This window comes from Kluyvera georgiana (genome assembly GCF_050990895.1).
GTDB classification, from domain to species: Bacteria; Pseudomonadota; Gammaproteobacteria; order Enterobacterales; family Enterobacteriaceae; genus Kluyvera; species Kluyvera georgiana.
The window spans coordinates 1,959,799-1,977,691 of record NZ_CP158865.1 but is presented as its reverse complement, the minus strand read 5'-3'; the positions used below and the strand labels follow the sequence as shown (position 1 = coordinate 1,977,691).

14 protein-coding genes are annotated in these 17,893 nt (G+C 55.5%); 6 read left to right on the top strand and 8 right to left on the bottom strand.

What is annotated here, in order from left to right; genetic code table 11:
- Positions 1–36: 36 nt before the first annotated feature.
- The gene (gene cmoA / locus ABTW00_RS09365) at positions 37–780 is read left to right on the top strand and encodes a carboxy-S-adenosyl-L-methionine synthase CmoA (RefSeq protein WP_064544678.1); all 744 of its coding nucleotides are present in this window, start codon (positions 37–39) and stop codon (positions 778–780) included.
- Entirely contained in the window at positions 777–1,745 is a 969-nt protein-coding gene (gene cmoB / locus ABTW00_RS09360) for a tRNA 5-methoxyuridine(34)/uridine 5-oxyacetic acid(34) synthase CmoB (protein WP_065358126.1), read from the top strand. Before cmoA ends, cmoB begins: the two co-directional genes overlap by 4 nt.
- 199 nt (positions 1,746–1,944) lie before the next feature.
- Here cmoB and cutC read toward each other — a convergent pair whose 3' ends face one another.
- Both cutC and ABTW00_RS09350 read right to left on the bottom strand, forming a co-directional pair.
- Positions 1,945–2,685: a copper homeostasis protein CutC gene (cutC, locus tag ABTW00_RS09355; RefSeq protein WP_271447663.1), complete on the bottom strand. Its 741-nt coding sequence runs from the start codon at positions 2,683–2,685 to the stop codon at positions 1,945–1,947.
- A gap of 74 nt (positions 2,686–2,759) precedes the next feature.
- Positions 2,760–3,326, bottom strand: a complete 567-nt coding sequence (locus tag ABTW00_RS09350; protein ID WP_064544673.1) for a VOC family protein — start codon at positions 3,324–3,326, stop codon at positions 2,760–2,762.
- A 211-nt stretch (positions 3,327–3,537) separates the two neighbouring features.
- On the opposite strand from ABTW00_RS09350, the gene argS reads away from it, so the two are divergent.
- A complete protein-coding gene (gene argS, locus ABTW00_RS09345; protein WP_271447662.1) occupies positions 3,538–5,271 on the top strand; it encodes an arginine--tRNA ligase in 1,734 nt (577 codons plus the stop codon).
- 272 nt (positions 5,272–5,543) lie between these two features.
- The gene (mrdA, locus tag ABTW00_RS09340; protein ID WP_433640353.1) at positions 5,544–7,415 is read left to right on the top strand and encodes a penicillin-binding protein 2; all 1,872 of its coding nucleotides are present in this window, start codon (positions 5,544–5,546) and stop codon (positions 7,413–7,415) included.
- A 21-nt stretch (positions 7,416–7,436) separates the two neighbouring features.
- Here mrdA and ABTW00_RS09335 read toward each other — a convergent pair whose 3' ends face one another.
- The 6 genes from ABTW00_RS09335 to flhB form a co-directional block, all read right to left on the bottom strand.
- Positions 7,437–9,005 (bottom strand): MFS transporter, encoded by a 1,569-nt coding sequence (locus ABTW00_RS09335; RefSeq protein ID WP_064544668.1) that lies wholly within the window; start codon positions 9,003–9,005, stop codon positions 7,437–7,439.
- A gap of 232 nt (positions 9,006–9,237) precedes the next feature.
- Entirely contained in the window at positions 9,238–10,377 is a 1,140-nt protein-coding gene (locus ABTW00_RS09330) for a glycoside hydrolase family 88/105 protein (protein ID WP_433640350.1), read from the bottom strand.
- Positions 10,378–10,381: 4 nt separating this feature from the next.
- Positions 10,382–11,968, bottom strand: a complete 1,587-nt coding sequence (locus ABTW00_RS09325) for an MFS transporter (RefSeq protein WP_064544664.1) — start codon at positions 11,966–11,968, stop codon at positions 10,382–10,384.
- A 270-nt stretch (positions 11,969–12,238) separates the two neighbouring features.
- Complete coding sequence (flhE, locus tag ABTW00_RS09320) at positions 12,239–12,634, bottom strand: flagellar protein FlhE (protein ID WP_064544662.1); 396 nt, start codon at positions 12,632–12,634, stop codon at positions 12,239–12,241.
- Positions 12,634–14,715: a flagellar biosynthesis protein FlhA gene (gene flhA, locus ABTW00_RS09315; RefSeq protein WP_064544660.1), complete on the bottom strand. Its 2,082-nt coding sequence runs from the start codon at positions 14,713–14,715 to the stop codon at positions 12,634–12,636. Before flhA ends, flhE begins: the two co-directional genes overlap by 1 nt.
- Entirely contained in the window at positions 14,708–15,859 is a 1,152-nt protein-coding gene (gene flhB / locus ABTW00_RS09310; RefSeq protein ID WP_433640347.1) for a flagellar biosynthesis protein FlhB, read from the bottom strand. The genes flhA and flhB overlap by 8 nt, the downstream gene beginning before the upstream one ends.
- A gap of 607 nt (positions 15,860–16,466) precedes the next feature.
- On the opposite strand from flhB, the gene ABTW00_RS09305 reads away from it, so the two are divergent.
- A complete protein-coding gene (locus ABTW00_RS09305) occupies positions 16,467–17,072 on the top strand; it encodes a fimbrial protein (protein ID WP_433640345.1) in 606 nt (201 codons plus the stop codon).
- 75 nt (positions 17,073–17,147) lie between these two features.
- On the top strand, positions 17,148–17,843 hold the full coding sequence (locus ABTW00_RS09300) for a fimbrial biogenesis chaperone (protein WP_433640343.1): 696 nt from the start codon (positions 17,148–17,150) through the stop codon (positions 17,841–17,843).
- Positions 17,844–17,893: the final 50 nt, after the last annotated feature.

The window sequence follows — 17,893 nt, the reverse complement described above, 5'->3', positions numbered from 1 at the left end:
ACAATACGCCGTTTTTATTTTTCCGGATTTCACCTTATGTCTGACCGCGACACGCTATTTTCTGCCCCGATCGCCCATCTTGGCGACTGGACTTTCGACGAACGGGTAGCCGAAGTCTTCCCGGATATGATCCAGCGCTCCGTACCGGGCTACTCGAATATTATCTCGATGATAGGCATGCTGGCCGAGCGCTTCGTGCAGCCCGGCACGCAGGTCTACGACCTGGGTTGTTCACTCGGTGCGGCCACCCTCTCCATACGCCGTAACATCGCCTATAACGACTGCCGTATCATCGCCGTCGATAATTCCCCCGCGATGATTGAACGCTGTCGCCGCCATATCGACGCCTATAAAGCGCCGACCCCGGTCGACGTGATTGAAGGTGACATTCGCGACATTGAGATTCACAACGCCTCCCTGGTGGTGCTGAACTTTACCGTACAGTTCCTCGAACCCGCAGAACGTCAGGCGTTATTGAACAAAATTTATCAGGGTCTCAACCCAGGCGGCGCGCTGGTGCTGTCCGAGAAGTTCAGCTTCGAAGACGCGACCGTCGGCGAGCTGCTGTTCAATATGCACCACGACTTTAAGCGTGCTAACGGCTACAGCGAGCTGGAAATCAGCCAGAAGCGCAGCATGCTGGAAAACGTGATGCTGACCGACTCCGTTGAAGTGCATAAAGCGCGTTTGCAGGAGGCCGGCTTCGAACACAGCGAGCTGTGGTTCCAGTGCTTTAACTTTGGCTCTCTGGTGGCACTGAAAGCAGGAACCCCGGCATGATCGAGTTCGGCAATTTTTACCAGTTAATCGCCAAAAGCCCGCTCTCCCACTGGCTGGAAACGCTGCCCGCGCAGATTGGCGCCTGGCAGCGCGATCAGCACGGCCTGTTTAAGCAATGGGCCAATGCCGTCGAGTTTCTACCTGAAATTCAGCCGTGGAAACTTGACCTGCTGCACAGCGTCACCGCGGAAAGCGAAACGCCGCTGAGTGAAGGCCAGCTTAAACGCATCGATACGTTAATGCGTAACCTGATGCCGTGGCGTAAAGGACCGTTTTCACTGTATGGCGTTAACATCGACACCGAATGGCGCTCCGACTGGAAATGGGAGCGCGTGTTACCGCATCTGTCTGACCTGAGCGGGCGTACGATTCTCGACGTCGGTTGCGGCAGCGGCTATCACCTGTGGCGCATGATTGGCGCAGGCGCGCATCTGGCGGTCGGTATTGACCCCACCCAGCTGTTCCTGTGCCAGTTTGAAGCGGTGCGTAAATTGCTGGGTAACGATCAGCGCGCGCACCTGCTGCCGCTCGGCATTGAACAGCTTCCAGCCTTAAAAGCCTTTGACACCGTCTTCTCAATGGGCGTGTTGTACCACCGCCGATCGCCGCTGGAGCATATCTGGCAGTTGAAAGATCAGCTGGTCAGCGAGGGTGAGCTGGTACTGGAAACGCTGGTGGTGGAAGGCGACGAGAATACGGTGCTGGTGCCGGGCGACCGCTACGCGCAAATGCGCAACGTCTATTTTATTCCGTCCGCGCTGGCGCTGAAAAATTGGCTCGAGAAGTGCGGATTTGTCGACGTACGCATCGCTGATATGAGCGTAACCACCACCGAAGAGCAGCGCCGCACCGAGTGGATGGTGACCGAGTCGCTGGCCGACTTCCTTGACCCGAACGACCCGAGCAAAACGGTGGAAGGCTATCCTGCCCCGCTGCGCGCGGTGCTGATTGCCCGCAAACCGTAATCTGTCCGGTAGGCCCGATAAGCGCAGCGCCATCGGGTAACCCCGGCGCACATGCCGGATGGCGGCGTAACGCCTTATCCGGCCTACCGACGGTGCAGTGGGGAAATAACGGAGAAAAAAAGGCCCCTGTTTAATGGGCAGGGGCCTGGTACAAGCAAGCATCATATTGGGCGATATGACGCGCGGTAAAAAACGTTAGCTACTCATGCTGCGTGATGATCGCTTTCATTGCGGCCACTGCCGCACCGTCGACGGCATAACGCGAATACTCATCAGCGTCAGGATCCGTTGACATTGACAATCCGGGGTTGCGATAACGCATGTCGGAGGGCAGCCATTGCCCGGCTGAACTGTGCACTTCTTTGACGCCGGCTTCCAGGAAGAGTGAAAGGTTACTCGCTCTTACACCTGCACCCGCCATAATGGTTGGAGTATCGTTACGGGCGATTAGTTCCCGAATTAATGAAATACCTTTTTCCGCCGACGGCTGTTGCCCCGAAGTCAGTATGCGGGCGACACCTAATTCCGCCAGTGCATCAGCAGTTTGCAGCGGATTTGCACACATATCAAACGCCCGGTGGAACGTCACCGCCAGTGGCCCTGCAGCCACCATAATTTGTCGCATCCGCGGTACATCGACCTGCCCTTCCGGGTTGAGTATGCCAATCACAACGCCGGGATACCCCAACGAACGAACCTGGCGAACATCTTCCAGCATGGCGGCAAACTCGCCGTCTGTATAACAAAAATCACCGCCGCGCGGGCGAATAATGGGATGGACGGGAATCGTCACCCGCTGGCGAGTGGCTCTCAACACGCCGTACGACGGCGTCAGCCCCCCTTCCAGCGGCGCGGCGCACAGTTCAATGCGATCGGCCCCGTTCTGCTGCGCGATAACCGCGCATTCCGTGCTATAACAGCAGATCTCCAGCAATGCCATGTCTCTCTCCCTTTTTCTCCAGCGTCCGATCATGCCACCGTTCCGCGCGACAGACCCCGCGTTAGCTCACATTGTTACACTGCCTGTTCACTGGCAACGATCTCTTCAATCGTCCACGGATGAAATTTCACCGTCACGTTGCCGTCGGTCACCGCCATGGTGGGATTGGGCAAGCGTTCGCGTTCCCCTTTCGGTGAACTGGTTTTCACTGAAATACCCGGCTGGCTCAGGCCGTCATCGGACAGCAACGCCAGCGCGCGGGCATTAAGCTGCGCCGGTTCGCCCGGCAGGACGATTTCAATATGTTCCCAACCTTCATGGGGATAGCGCTTCTCACCCGGCCACGGTAGTTCAACGACCGTAAAGCGCCAGTGCGCGACGCACACCGGCTCATCCAGTTTGAACAGGCAGATAGGTCGGCCATTGATGATATTTTCCGACAGCAGCGTACCGCACTGTTCAAACCCGGCACGCCAGCGCTCGGCAGTCGCATTTTGATGACAGCGCAGCGAAATGTGGTCAGCGTTAAGCGGGGCAATATCTAACCCCAGACGCTGGGCAAGCGTGCTGAACGCCTCGGTGAAGCGCGGAAGATCCGCAGAAATATCCTGTAGCTGTGCCATCGTCTGCCAGTTTGCCATTTCAGCCCTACTCTTAATCAATGAAAAGGCTAATCTACCCTGTTGTTGGCGCTGAACCAACCTATGAGGCGGACAAGCGATTAATCCCTGTTCAGGCGGCGTTGGGCCAATGCTGACGGCATCCGGCAAATGCAGTATACTCCCGCCTTAATTTATCCACACCCGGCGCGGAACCAGCATGGTGACGGCGTCTAAAACGTAAGGTATTCCGGTGAATATTCAGGCTCTTCTCTCAGAAAAAGTCAGTCAGGCCATGATTGCGGCAGGCGCACCTGCCGATTGCGAACCACAGGTTCGTCAGTCAGCAAAAGTACAGTTCGGTGACTATCAGGCTAACGGCGTGATGGCGGTTGCCAAGAAACTGGGCATGGCGCCGCGACAACTGGCAGAGCAGGTACTGTCTCATCTCCAGCTTGATGGCATCGCCAATAAAGTGGAAATCGCCGGGCCAGGCTTTATCAATATTTTCCTCGATCCGGCTTTCCTTGCCGAGCACGTGACTCAGGCGTTGAAAAGCGATCGTCTGGGTATCGCGCAGCCGCAGGCACAAACTATCGTGGTTGACTACTCCGCGCCAAACGTCGCCAAAGAGATGCACGTGGGCCATCTGCGCTCCACCATCATCGGCGATGCGGCGGTACGTACCCTGGAATTGATGGGTCACAAAGTTATCCGCGCCAACCACGTCGGCGACTGGGGCACCCAGTTCGGTATGCTGATTGCGTGGCTGGAAAAGCAGCAGCAGGACAACGCCGGTGAAATGGCGCTGGCCGACCTCGAAGGTTTCTACCGCGACGCGAAAAAACATTATGACGAAGACGAAGCCTTCGCCGAGCGCGCGCGTAGCTATGTGGTTAAGCTGCAGAGCGGCGATGAATACTTCCGTAAAATGTGGCGCCAGCTGGTCGACATCACCATGACCCAGAACCAGCTGACCTACGATCGCCTGAACGTCACCCTGACCCGCGACGACGTGATGGGTGAAAGCCTGTACAACCCAATGCTGCCGGGTATCGTAGCCGACCTGAAAGCCAAAGGTCTGGCAGTGGAGAGCGAAGGCGCAACCGTAGTGTTCCTGGACGAGTTCAAGAACAAAGAAGGTGAGCCTATGGGCGTCATCATCCAGAAAAAGGATGGCGGCTACCTGTACACCACCACCGATATCGCCTGTGCGAAATATCGTTACGAAACCCTGCATGCCGACCGCGTGCTGTACTACATCGACTCCCGTCAGCACCAGCACCTGATGCAGGCGTGGACCATCGTGCGTAAAGCCGGCTACGTGCCAGATTCCGTTCCGCTGGAGCACCACATGTTCGGCATGATGCTGGGTAAAGACGGCAAGCCGTTCAAAACCCGTGCCGGTGGTACCGTGAAGCTGGCGGATCTGCTGGACGAAGCGCTGGAGCGCGCGCGCCGTCTGGTGGCAGAGAAGAACCCGGATATGCCGGCAGACGAGCTGGAAAAACTGGCCAACGTCGTCGGTATTGGCGCGGTGAAATATGCCGATCTCTCCAAAAACCGCACCACCGACTACGTATTCGACTGGGATAACATGCTGGCCTTCGAAGGCAACACCGCGCCGTATATGCAGTATGCCTATACCCGCGTTCTGTCCGTATTCCGTAAAGCGGAGCTGGAAGAGAGCGCAATCGTCAACGCCGCTGTTTCCATTACCGAAGATCGTGAAGCCCAGTTGGCTGCACGCCTGCTGCAGTTCGAAGAGACGCTGAACGTGGTTGCTCGCGACGGTACGCCGCACGTGATGTGTGCCTATCTGTACGATCTTGCCGGTCTGTTCTCCGGCTTCTACGAGCACTGTCCAATCCTCTCCGCAGAGAGCGAAGCAGTGCGTAATAGCCGCCTGAAGCTGGCGCTGCTGACGGCAAAAACGCTGAAACTGGGTCTCGACACTCTGGGTATCGAAACCGTCGAACGTATGTAATTACTTCGAGTGGTATAAAAAAGCCTGCGCCTGTCGCGGGCTTTTTTTATTTTCCCGAATGACCCCTTCCAGGACTGATAAGCGAAGCACCATCAGGCGGCCCCGCGCACCTTGCCGGATGGCGGCGCAAACGCCTTATCCGGCCTACGTTCACTGCAATTTGTTACAAAACACAAGGAATGACACATTTCCAGGAGGGATGGTACATTTTTTGCCTGTCATGCCAGTGACCGCTCCGTATCATTAGGCGGCTTATACACTGGGTACCGTTCATGACATTTCGAGATTATGAAGCGGAGAGAAAACTCTTTCTGCGACGCGCGCTAGTGGCCTTTGGCCTGGTCGTCATCTGCTTTAGCATATTGATTTTCAACCTGTATCATCTCCAGGTTGATGAACACGACTACTACACCACCCGTTCGGACGCCAACGACATCAAAATGCTGCCGGTCGCGCCAACGCGCGGCATCATCTACGATCGCAACGGCATTCCGCTGGTCAAGAACGTGACCTGGTACGATATTTCGGTTACCCCCTATAAAATCAGCGATATGGATGCCCTGTTGCATCAACTGACGCCCCTGGTCGACCTGACGCCTGATGATATTGAACAATTCCACAAGGCCTTAAAATCGAGCAGCCGCTATCGCCCGGTGGTGCTAAAAAACGCGCTGACCGACGTCGAAATTGCCCGCTTCTCCGTGAACCAGTTCCGTTTCAGCGGCGTCACGATTGACAGTTATGAGGACCGTCAGTATCCGTATGGTGCCGAATTAGCGCACGTGCTGGGCTACGTGTCGAAAATCAACGATACCGATCTCAAAACGCTGGATAAAGAAGGGATTGCCGAGAACTATGCCGCCGACCACAACATTGGTAAGCAGGGTATCGAGCGCTATTACGAAAATGAACTGCACGGTAAAACCGGCTATCAGGAAGTGGAAGTTGATAACCACGGACGCATCGTTCGTCTGTTAAAAGACGTCCCGCCGGTTGCCGGGAAAGATATTCACCTCACGCTGGATCTGCATCTGCAAGAGTATATTGAGAGCCTGCTGGTCGGGCAGCGCGCCGCCGTGCTGGTGGAGGATCCGCACGACGGTTCCGTGTTGGCGATGGTCTCCAACCCAAGCTATGACCCCAACCCCTTCGTCAAAGGCATCAGCTATCAGGACTACAACACCTTGTTGCAGGATAAAGATCTGCCGCTGATTAACCGCGTGACCCAGGGGCTGTACCCACCTGCCTCAACCGTCAAACCCTATATGGCGATGTCGGCGCTGCTCGACGGCGTGATTAGCCCACAGACCAGCTTCTTCGGCGCGCCGACCTGGACCCTGCCGGGCACCCAACGCCATTACCGCGACTGGAAGAAAACCGGCCACGGAATGCTCGACGTGACCAAAGCGATTGAAGAGTCCGCCGATACCTTCTTTTATCAGGTGGCCTATATGATGGGTATCGACCGCATTCATACTATGCTCAGCCAGTTCGGCTACGGCAAGCCCACCGGCATCGATCTTGATGAAGAGTACAACGGTCTGTTGCCAAGCCGCAGCTGGAAAGAGCGGGTGCATAAAAAAGCGTGGTATCAGGGGGATACGATTTCGGTCGGCATCGGGCAGGGCTACTGGATAGCCACGCCAATACAAATGGTGAAAGCGATGGTGGCGCTGCTCAATAATGGTCGCGTCATTCCCCCTCACCTGCTGAAGGATGAAGAGTCCGGCAACACGGTGACGCCCTATCGGGAGCCCAAAAATGAAACGCAGATTGCCAGCGCCTCTTCACCTTACTGGAACCTGGTACGCCAGGCGATGTTCGGCATGGCAAATGCCCCCAACGGCACCGGCTACAAGTTCTTCCACACCGCACCATACGGTATTGCGGCAAAAAGCGGCACCTCTCAGGTATTCAGCCTGAAGGAGAACCAGACCTATAACGCGAAGATGATTCCAACCCGCCTGCGCGACCATATTTTTTATACCGCCTTTGCGCCGTATAAAAATCCGCAGGTGGCCGTAGCGTTAGTGTTAGAAAATGGGGGGAGTGACGGCGTGGTCGCGGCGCCGGTGATGCGCCAGATCCTCGACCATCTTTTTGCCCCCCAGAACGGTCAGCCGCAGCCGCCGTCCCAGGGGTAAGAGACGTGAACGTCGGGTGCCTTAGCGCCCGGCGGAAACGGCTTCCACAACAACAGGCGCGTCGTCGTTTTTAAACAGCGGGCTATTGCCCCAGCACTCTTCGTAGCGATGCCCTACCAGATCTTCCACCACCGCACGGACCTCCGGGGTGATATCCTCAAGCTTGCCGCCTGCTTTAATACGCGCGACTTCCTGCAGCACCACTTTGTGCGTTTCGCGATCCAGCTTCATCTGCTTACTGAAGACAATCGCCATCAGCGCCAGCAACGCTACGCCGCCGCAGAACACTACCGCAATCGCGTTAACCGCGCTTTCCGGCTGCACGTGCGCTTTTGACTGGAAGCCGTAGTAGCTGAGGATGGCTCCCATCACAAACACGATAATAGAACGCAGAATCTTGCCGGAGAAGGTCATCGCCCCGGCATAGATGCCCTCACGGCGACGGCCGGTGTAGACTTCATCCACGTCCGCCAGGAAGGTGTAAACGGTCCACGGAATGTAGTACACGCCGCCGGTCCCCAGGCCGAAAATGATCGTGATGCCGAACATCAGAATGGTCGCCAGATGCACCGGCAAATGGAAGAACCACAGCGAGGTATAGAGCAACACGGCGAAGATAACGATGCTCAACGCAATAATGTACGGCTTGCTGAAGCCTTTTTTCACGCACAGGCCGATAAACAGCGCCGTGGAGATCAGCTGCAGGATAGAGTTAAGGCTGTTCAGCCCGGCGACCATCGCCGGATCGTGCTGGAGAACGAAAATAACAAAGTAGGTAAAAATGGAGGCAAACAGCCACTCGGCGCCAAAACCGCACAGGTACATGCCAAGGTGCTTACGGAACACGCGCAGATAGAAGGTTGAGCGCATATCTTTCGCCAGCGACAGCAGCGTATTCAGCAAGCCGGTTTTCGCCTGTACTTCCGTCTCTTCTTCACGCGGGCGTTCCCAGCTGTTGTACCACAGGCAGGCCACTGCCGCGATCAGGATCGCGCCGTAGGTCAGGCCGGTCAGGAAGAACGGGGTCGCGGAATCTTTGCCGTACAGCAGAATGAACTGCCCTGGAATAAAGGCAGCGAGGAAGTTTGCCAGCTTACCAAAAATCGCTTTATAGCCTGTCAGCTTCGAGCGCAGCGCGAAGTCGTCGGTCATTTCGGTGGCTAATGTTTCGTACGGCACCATAACTGAGGTATAAATAATCTCGAACATCACGTAGGTGCACAGGTAGTACCAGAAGCTCAGCCCTTCCACCCACAGCAGCGGGTAGAACATCATCAGCGGAATGCCGATCAGCAGGAAGAAGCGGCGGCGGCCAAAGCGCTTACCAAGGCGCGTTTTGCCGAAGTTATCGGTGAGGTAACCCATCAGCGGGTTACTGATGGCGTCAATGACGCTGGCAACGGAGAAAATAAACGCGGCTTCGATTAACGTCAGGCCGCAGAAGGTGGTGTAGAAGTACAACAGCCACGCGCCGCTGATCGCCAGCGCGCCGCTACCTAAGAGGTTTCCGCCTCCGTATGCCAATTGATGGCGCAGATTGACAGGTCTTCCCTGCAGCCCGTGGGGGGCTGAAGCCGTATTTCTTGCCATGAAAAATAAACCTCGTGTTTTATTATTTTGAAACACTGTTTTTATATTCTTATGACGGCGGGTTAAATGTGAGCTATATCACTAATGTCATTGCGGCTATTACCCATCACACAAGAATGCGATCCACTTAAAATTTTTTTATAACTAAAAGTGAAAATTGCAAAAAATTTTGATTTACCGGGTAATAAAAAACCCGGCGACTGACGTGGCCGGGTGGGTGAAGAGAGAGAACTTAGAAGAACTTACGTAAATACTCGGTCAGGCACAGGATCGCCATCGCCTGCCCGTATGGCATCGAGGTCAGCGGGATTTCGCGGTAGAAATCGAGGTTAGACCCCATGCCGGTGCCAAAGGAGGTTTGTAGCAGCTCGCCTTCCGGTGATATGTGCTTCACAATGCCTTTAATCGCTTTTTCCGCAACGATCGCATACTCCTGGCTCACGTAGCGCTTGCGCACCGCTTTCAGAATACCGTAGGCAAAACCGGCGGTTGCCGACGCTTCCAGATAGGAGTTCGGATCGTCCAGCAAGGTGTGCCACAGCCCGCTCTCATCCTGACATTTCGCCAGCGCGGCAATCTGCGCGTTCAGCACCTGCACCAGATAACGACGCGTCGCGTTGTTTTCCGGCAGATCGACCAGCTCAAGGAAGTCTGGGATCACGATGGTCAGCCAGCTGTTGCCGCGTGCCCAGCGGGCGTTAGCAAAGTTGTGGTTGCCTTCGTAGCTCCAGCCGTGGAACCACAGGCCGGTTTCCCGATCCATCAGATTCTGCACGTGCAGCAGGAACTGATACACCGCTTCTTCCACATATTCAGGACGATTCAGCAGTTTGCCAATTTTCGCCAGCGGCAGCACGGTCATCATCAGCGTGTCATCCCACATCTGCTGATGGTTTTCCTCCGCCAGCGTGATGTGCTGCATGCCGCCGTGTTCGGTGCGCGGCATCTCATTCATCGCCCATTCCGCCCAGCTGTCGAGCCACGGCAGGTACGCCGGATTACCCGTCTCTTCATAGCGATAGGCCAGCGTCAGGAACGGCGCCATGGTGTTGACGTTTTTGGTGGTCGCCCCCTCGGCAAAACGGTCTGCAAACCAGCTGTCGATAATATCGCGCATCGCCACATCGCCGGTTTGCTGGTAGTACTGATAAATACCGTACAGCCCTACGCCATGCGTCCATTCCCAGCCTGCCCATCCTTTGGTATCAATGACGCGACCATCGTCCAGGCGCAGCAGAAATTGGCCGGTTTCATCCTTGATATTCACCAGATTGTTCGTCACCGTCTGAATCAAGGCTTTCACCTCTTCCCGGGAGATAAAGCGCTCCGGCTGTCGTAATAATGGGCTATGTTTGACGGGCCAAACTTTCATATTCTTAACCTCTGTTGTAAGTCGAATTCAATGTTGCAGCCTGCTTCAGTGAAGGTGCAGCAGGTTTGTTACGATTCAGGTAGCCAATGTTGTTGTTGCCCCACAGGGATTCATAAGGCATCCCCGCCAGCATCTCGACCGTAGCGCGCGCCTGCGGCGTAACGGTCTCAGGCATCACGTGGCCAGATTCACGCATTTTCGCGGTCTCTTCACGCAGCACGCTGTGGGTTTTCAGGTTCAGCTTAAAGCGCAGGGAAACGAGGAAGCCCAACGCCAATACGATGATGGTACCCATGCTGAGGATCATCAGGATGGTATGGCTGACTTCAGGCGGCTGCGTTTTCTGGCCGGACACAAAGCCGGACAGCTGCATGATGATCCCCACCAGCATGACCGCACCGGCCTGAGAGGCTTTACGGGTCAGGGTCATGATGCCGGCGAAGATCCCTTCGCGACGCTGACCGGTGATGACTTCATCGACGTCAGAAATATAGGTGTAGGTGTTCCACGGTACATAGTTGATGCCCCCGCGACCCAGGCCTGCGATAGCGGAGATCAGCAGCAGCAGCGAGTAGATGTCGCTCATGCCTGCGTAGTACAGCGCCGCGTAAGAGAAAGACCCCAAACCAAACAGGACGACAACCATGCGGTAGGACGGTGCCGGCCCAAAGCGGATGCACAGCGGGATCATGGCAATAACGGCAATGAACTGGAAAATCGCCATTGTGCCGAGCAGGTTAGAAGCCACGGAAGCTTCCTGCATCAGCACAAACACCACATAGTAGGTAAAGACGGCGTTGAACACGTCCTGGGCGATATAGCCCCCGAGGTACATGCCCAGATGCTGGCGGAAAATCTTGATGCGCAGCGTAGAGCTCAGTTCAACAAACAGGCGATTCATGCTCTGACCAAAGGTCAGGTGCTTTTTCTCTTCTTCCGCCTTCAGGGCTGCCGCGGTCCACTCTTCACGCGGGCGTTCCCAGGTGAAGAACCAGACGAAGGTTAGCATCAGCGCGCACAGTACGGAGAACACCAGGCTGGCGTAAAAGAAGGAAATGGCGTTGTCTTTACCAAAATGAGTCAGCAGGATACCCGGCAGGAAGGAGGCCAGAATCGCCGACATCTGAGCCATACCAATACGCGCGCCTGAGAACTTGGTTTTCTGTTTGAAGTCGTCGGTCATTTCCGGTACCAGCGTTTCGTACGGTACCAGGATCATGGTGTAGACCACGTCAAAAATCAGATAGGTCAGGAGGTAATACCAGAAGCCCATGTCCCCTATCCACATAAAGGAATAGCTGAACACGCAAGGGATACCCAACATAATGAAGAATTTACGACGACCGAAGCGTTTACCTAACCAGGTAGAGCCGAAGTTGTCGGTCAGGAAGCCCATTAACGGACTGACCACCGCATCCAGAACCCTGGCGGTGGCAAAGATAAAGGTGGCCTCAATGGGGCTTAACCCGCAGAAAGTGGTATAGAAATAGAGAAGCCATGCAGCGGTCAGCGCGGTCGTTCCCGCGCCGAGGAAATCTCCCGATCCGTAGGCGAAGTAATTTACCAGTCCTATTTTTCGCGTTCTATTCATTAGCCGTCAATCCTGTGCTTTTTTATTATGAATCTCCTTCGCTCGCTGAGGGTGAGACAAAAGGAGTACTGACACGGCTACAGTAAAAGTATGCATCAAGGGATACCTTCCTATTTCTGCCAGTTCGGGCGTAGGATTGGCAAAAATGCAAAGAGTCGTGGCATATGCATCACTGATTTATAAAACAACGTTTCTTTACAATCAAAAGCAGGGGCCAGAAATGCGAGCTCGCCACCAGAATCGAGCGGCGAGTGGAGGAATGTGCGGCGATTAGCGGTAGTTAACGATGATTTGAATGCTTTTAACCTGTAGAGCGGGAATTAATCGCCCGCCGCCGGGAATCTCCCAAATAAAACGAAACGGCTCAGCGGCTGAAACCTGATTGAACGCCATCGTGGTGCCGCTGAGGGCATCCAGCTCCGTACAGCGCGAGAGCGAACACAGGCGCGTGCGCAGCCCGGCAGGAATCGGCCCGTTCAGTTCATAGCGCCAGGCAACCAGCGTGGTTGCGCCCTGCACCGGCTGCGATGGCGACAGCGGGCGTGACGAGGCCGCCACGCCACGATGGTTGAGCGTAATGCCAATATTGCTGGCCTGCCAGGCGCCCTCACCCGCCGCCTGCGCCAGACACGGCAGGAGGCAAAGCAGCGGAAGAAATCGCGGCATTATTTGCCTCCAATGGTCGCGGTCATGCGGATATTACGGTTGTCGGAGAGTTCCATATTCGACAACACCACCAGCTGCGGCAGGCTACGGCGTAAAAAACGCGACAGCAGAGGACGCAGCGCGTGATTGACCAGCAGTACCGGCGGTGCGCCCAGCATCTCCTGACGCGCCAGCGCCTCCTGCGTCTGTGCTAACAGTCTGTCTGCCAGACCTGGCTCCAGTCCGCCGCCGCCCTGCAACGCCTGCAGCAACAGACGCTCCAGCGGCGTATCCAGCCCAATCACCTGTACCTCGTCGTTGCCCGGGAACCAGCGCTGGGTAATGGCCCGGCCCAGCGCCACGCGCACCACCGAGGTCAGTTCGCCCGGGTCGGTTTGAATCGGCGCATGCTCCGCCAGCGTCTCGAGAATGGTGCGCATATCGCGAATCGGTACTTTCTCATCCAGTAGATTTTGTAGCACTTTGTGCAGCGTCGTCAGCGTGACCACGCCCGGCACTAAATCTTCGGTCAGCTTCGGCATTTCCTGGGTCACACGATCCAGCAGCTGCTGTGCTTCCTGGCGACCAAACAGCTCAGAAGCATGGAGGCTGATTAAATGGTTCAGATGTGTTGCCACCACCGTACTGGCTTCCACCACCGTAAAGCCCTGAATCTGCGCCTGCTCTTTCAACGCGCTCTCAATCCAGATAGCCTCCAGGCCAAACGCCGGATCGGTTGTCACCTCGCCCGGCAAACTTCCCGCGGCAGTGCCGGGGTTAATCGCCAGCCAACGCCCCGGATAGGCTTCACCGCTGCCAATTTCAACGCCTTTGAGCAGAATACGATACAGCGCTGGAGAAAGATCCATATTGTCGCGGATGTGTACCACCGGCGGCAGGAAGCCCATCTCCTGAGCAAATTTCTTCCGGATACTGCGGATACGCCCCAGCAGCTCGCCGTCCTGCTGGAAATCGACCATCGGGATCAGACGATAACCGACCTCCATCCCCAGGGTATCTTCCAGCTGCACGTCGCTCCAGGTGGCCTCAACGGCCTGCGAACTGCTCTCCGGCACGTTCACCGGCTGCGGTTGCTCCGGCGCTTTCATTTCGCGCCCGCGAATCCACCAGGCCAGCCCCAGCAGCGCGGCGGTAAACAGCAGGAACACCAGGTTTGGCATCCCCGGCACCAGCCCCAGCAGGCCGAGTACCCCGGCGCTAAGGAGCATCACGCGCGGGTTGCTGAACAGCTGCCCCACCATCTGCTCGCCGACATCCTGCTCAGTACTGACGCGCGTCACAATAACACCCGCAGCGGTTGAGATAACCAGCGCCGGAATCTGGGCTACCAGGCCATCGCCGATGGTCAGCAGCGTATAGGATTCCGCCGCTTTGCCGAGATCCAGCCCGTGCTGCAATACGCCCACCAGCAGGCCGCCGATGACGTTAATCACCATGATCAGGATCCCGGCGATGGCATCGCCGCGCACGAATTTACTGGCGCCGTCCATTGAACCGTAGAAATCGGCTTCCTGAGTCACTTCGGCACGACGCTTTTTGGCCTCGTCTTCGCCGATAATTCCGGCGTTGAGGTCCGCGTCAATCGCCATCTGTTTACCCGGCATCCCGTCCAGCACGAAACGCGCGCCCACCTCTGCAATACGACCCGCACCTTTGGTGATAACCATAAAGTTGATGATCACGAGGATGATAAATACCACGATCCCGATGGCGAAGTTACCGCCCACGAGGAAGTGGCCGAACGCCTCTACCACCTTCCCCGCCGCCGCGCCGCCGGTATGACCTTCCATCAGAATGATACGGGTTGACGCGACGTTCAGCGCCAGGCGCAGCAGCGTGGTGAACAGCAAAATGGTGGGGAATGCGGCAAATTCCAGCGTACGCTGGGTAAACATCGCCACCAACAGCACCATGATGGAGAGCGCAATATTAAAGGTGAACAGCAGATCGAGGACGAAAGCCGGAAGCGGCAGCACCATCATCGACAGAATCAGCAGGATCAGCACCGGCCCGGCAAGCACTTGCCACTGGGTAGATTTCAGGTTGCCGGGGAGACGCAGCATTGCGACAAGATTAGCCATCAGAGTCCTTCTCGTTCAAAAAATCCAGTGCCTCAGGCACCGGTATGTTATCCGGTTTTTTCGGCGGTACGCCGCCCGCCAGTCGCCAGCGCTTCAGTTGCCATACCCACGCCAGCACTTCCGCTACCGCGGCGTATAGCTGGCCGGGGATCTGCTGGCCGATATCGGCATGGCGATACAGCGCCCGCGCCAGCGGCGGCGCTTCCAGCATCGGTATTCGGTTCTCTTCGCCAATTTCACGAATGCGCAGCGCCACCAGGCCAGCCCCTTTTGCCACCACCTTCGGCGCGCTCATTTTGTTTTCGTCGTACTGCAACGCCACCGAATAGTGGGTCGGGTTATTCACGATAACGTCGGCCTTCGGCACGTCCGCCATCATGCGCTGCCGCGCCGCCGCCCGCTGCATCTGGCGAATACGCCCTTTCACGTGCGGGTCGCCCTCGCTCTGCTTGAATTCATCGCGGATATCCTGGCGCGACATGCGCAGCTTCTTCAGATGGCTGTGGATCTGCCAGAAGACGTCGAACCCCACCATCGGAATGATGCCCAGCGCCACCAGCAGCGCGCACAGCCCGACCATGTTCAGCGCATCCCCCATCGCCGACAGCGGCGACTCGCTGACCAGCCGCATCATCTGCGGCCAGTGCATCCACAGGAAAAAGCCCGCCACGGTGCCCATCAGCACCGCTTTCATAATGGCTTTGGTGAGCTCCGCCGCGGTCTGCGCCGAGAACATGCGCTTAATGCCCGGCAGCGGGTTGAGCTTATCGAGCTTGAAGGCCAGTGATTTGGTGCTGAACACCAGCCCGCCGAGCATCATCGGCGCCACCAGCGCCACCGTCACCACGCCGACTATCAGCGGCAGCAGCGCCAGCATGGCTTCTTTGAGCAGCAGAATGATTTGTCCGAGGATCAGATTGGGATCGCTGACGATGCTGTGGTCAAAACGCAGCCCGCCCGAGAGCAGATTGGCCAACCGACGGGCAAGGGATTCCCCGCCCAGCCAGAGCACGCAAACGCCCACCAGCAGCATCAGCAGCGATGTCAGCTCGCGGGAACGCGGGATTTGCCCCTCTTCGCGCGCTTTCTCAAGCCGTTGGGGTGTGGGGTCTTCCGTTTTGTCGTCGTCGCTCTCTTCTGCCACGGCTTCACTCTCGCAGTTTCGGTCGCGAGTATTATCCCGAGGTTGCGCATTGCCAATAGGCAGAATAGCGGAGTGAAAGTAGAGGAATTCGGGCGTTTATGGCCCTGACAGGCCGGATACAGGGATAACCATGGCGGTCATGTCGCAGAAAAGATGCCTGCGCCCCTCATTCTCAGGTTAGACCTCACCAGGGTTCGCACGCAATGGGTTTCCTGATAGTCGACAAACGGATAATAAGCCATCTTGTTCTGCTCAGTTAGCGCTGATACCCGCGAGCCGTTGAACTCCCCTTTTTACCATGAAATAAACTAACAAATTGATTAAGGGAATCTTAAAATTAAGCGAGCAACTTATAAAATCGGGTAAAATAGACATTCAGAAAAATTATTTAACGTGAATAAAAAAGGATAAAACAAGCAACACGCCCGGTGAATTAATAACAACAATGAATATTATCACCATCAAAACACCATGAATGAATCAAAAGCCTCCTCACGCAGCAATTGCTTAACAAACAGGCATCTCGCCAATATCCCAGCGACCGTTCTATAATATATTAAGAGGCATAGAATTAATATTAATGTCCTATGGATTATAAAAATAGACTATGAACTATAAACAAGGAGTTGTTATCTTTATGAAGATAAATAAAAGCATTATTGCGTTAGCCTTTCTGGCTACGTTTTCACTCAACGCGCACAGCGCGGAAAACGGCGCGGGAACCATCCATTTCACCGGCGAAATCATCGAACCTTCTTGTACCATTGATGGAGATAGCGGGAATGACCTCAATGTTCCCCTGGGAACCTGGCCGACCTCTCTTTTTAGTACTGTAGGTGCAGAGTCAGATCCCATTGATGTTGATATCAAACTTGTCGACTGCCCGGTCACAAGCGACGGCTTATCCGCCGTACAGCTCACCTTTAACGGCACCACGGCATTAACCGGGTCCAATACGCTCCTTGACGTCAGCCAACTCAGCACCTCCGGCGATAAAGCGGCCACCGGCGTCGGGATTGCGCTGAGTCCTGCCGATAAGCCAACACAGTTGTTGGCATTCGATGGCTCTGAAGGACAGGTCTATATCAATTTACCTACTGTATCTACCGATTCGGTTTGGGCCCACTTGCAGGCCCGATATAAATCCTTCGCCACAGAGGTCACGCCAGGGCCCGCGGATGCCGATCTGACGGTCAACATTGTGTATCACTAATATTCTTGACTGCTTCGCCTGATATATATCAGGCGATGACCCTTCGTATTATATTATTACACCGAGGCCCTGTTTATGCGTATCCTAGTGCTGGCTGCAGCATTGTCGCCTATTTTCTATTCGTGCATGTGCACGGCTGCTGGCGTCCAGGTTGGCCGTACACGTATTATTTTTGATGCTAATAAAAAAGAGGTGGCATTAGCATTAACGAATACCGACGAGCAACTCCCCTGGTTAATTCAATCCTGGACCGATATCGGTGATGAAAAAACGCGAGGGCCGTTTATCGTCACGCCCCCGCTATTTCGTCTGGACGGCAAAAAAGAACAGAGCCTACGTATTACGTGGAACGGTACGCCGTTGCCAGAAGATAAAGAGTCCTTGTTCTATATGAACGTGCGCACCATTCCCGCCACCGCCAAAGAAGACGAAAGTAAAAATATGCTGCGCCTCATCTATAAAACCCGTATCAAACTGTTCTGGCGCCCCAAAAAAATCAACGGAACGCCGGCTGAGAGCTGCGAAAAATTACAGTTCTCACGTTCAGGCAATGTGTTAAAGGTGACGAATAAAAACGCCTTCTATACGGTTTTTGATTCCTTACACCTGGGTGCCGTTGCGCTGAAGCAGGCGGATATGGTCGCCCCGTTTAGCGATGCCTCATTTACCCTGAATACGCCGTCTTTCGCGAACCAGGTCACCTGGCGCTGCATTAGCGATTACGGCAGCCCATCGCAGCAATACTCAGCCTCTGTCAATCAGAGGGGGTAAAGTTGCGATATTGCCGCCCGCAGAAACAAACGTTCCCCTTATCAAGACTG

Coding starts and splice junctions, on each gene's coding strand:
- cmoA (WP_064544678.1), top strand. CDS start 37: ATGTCTGACCGCGACACGCTATTTTCTGCCCCGATCGCCCATCTTGGC.
- cmoB (WP_065358126.1), top strand. CDS start 777: ATGATCGAGTTCGGCAATTTTTACCAGTTAATCGCCAAAAGCCCGCTC.
- cutC (WP_271447663.1), bottom strand. CDS start 2,685: ATGGCATTGCTGGAGATCTGCTGTTATAGCACGGAATGCGCGGTTATC.
- ABTW00_RS09350 (WP_064544673.1), bottom strand. CDS start 3,326: ATGGCAAACTGGCAGACGATGGCACAGCTACAGGATATTTCTGCGGAT.
- mrdA (WP_433640353.1), top strand. CDS start 5,544: ATGACATTTCGAGATTATGAAGCGGAGAGAAAACTCTTTCTGCGACGC.
- ABTW00_RS09335 (WP_064544668.1), bottom strand. CDS start 9,005: ATGGCAAGAAATACGGCTTCAGCCCCCCACGGGCTGCAGGGAAGACCT.
- ABTW00_RS09330 (WP_433640350.1), bottom strand. CDS start 10,377: ATGAAAGTTTGGCCCGTCAAACATAGCCCATTATTACGACAGCCGGAG.
- ABTW00_RS09325 (WP_064544664.1), bottom strand. CDS start 11,968: ATGAATAGAACGCGAAAAATAGGACTGGTAAATTACTTCGCCTACGGA.
- flhE (WP_064544662.1), bottom strand. CDS start 12,634: ATGCCGCGATTTCTTCCGCTGCTTTGCCTCCTGCCGTGTCTGGCGCAG.
- flhA (WP_064544660.1), bottom strand. CDS start 14,715: ATGGCTAATCTTGTCGCAATGCTGCGTCTCCCCGGCAACCTGAAATCT.
- ABTW00_RS09305 (WP_433640345.1), top strand. CDS start 16,467: ATGAACTATAAACAAGGAGTTGTTATCTTTATGAAGATAAATAAAAGC.
- ABTW00_RS09300 (WP_433640343.1), top strand. CDS start 17,148: ATGCGTATCCTAGTGCTGGCTGCAGCATTGTCGCCTATTTTCTATTCG.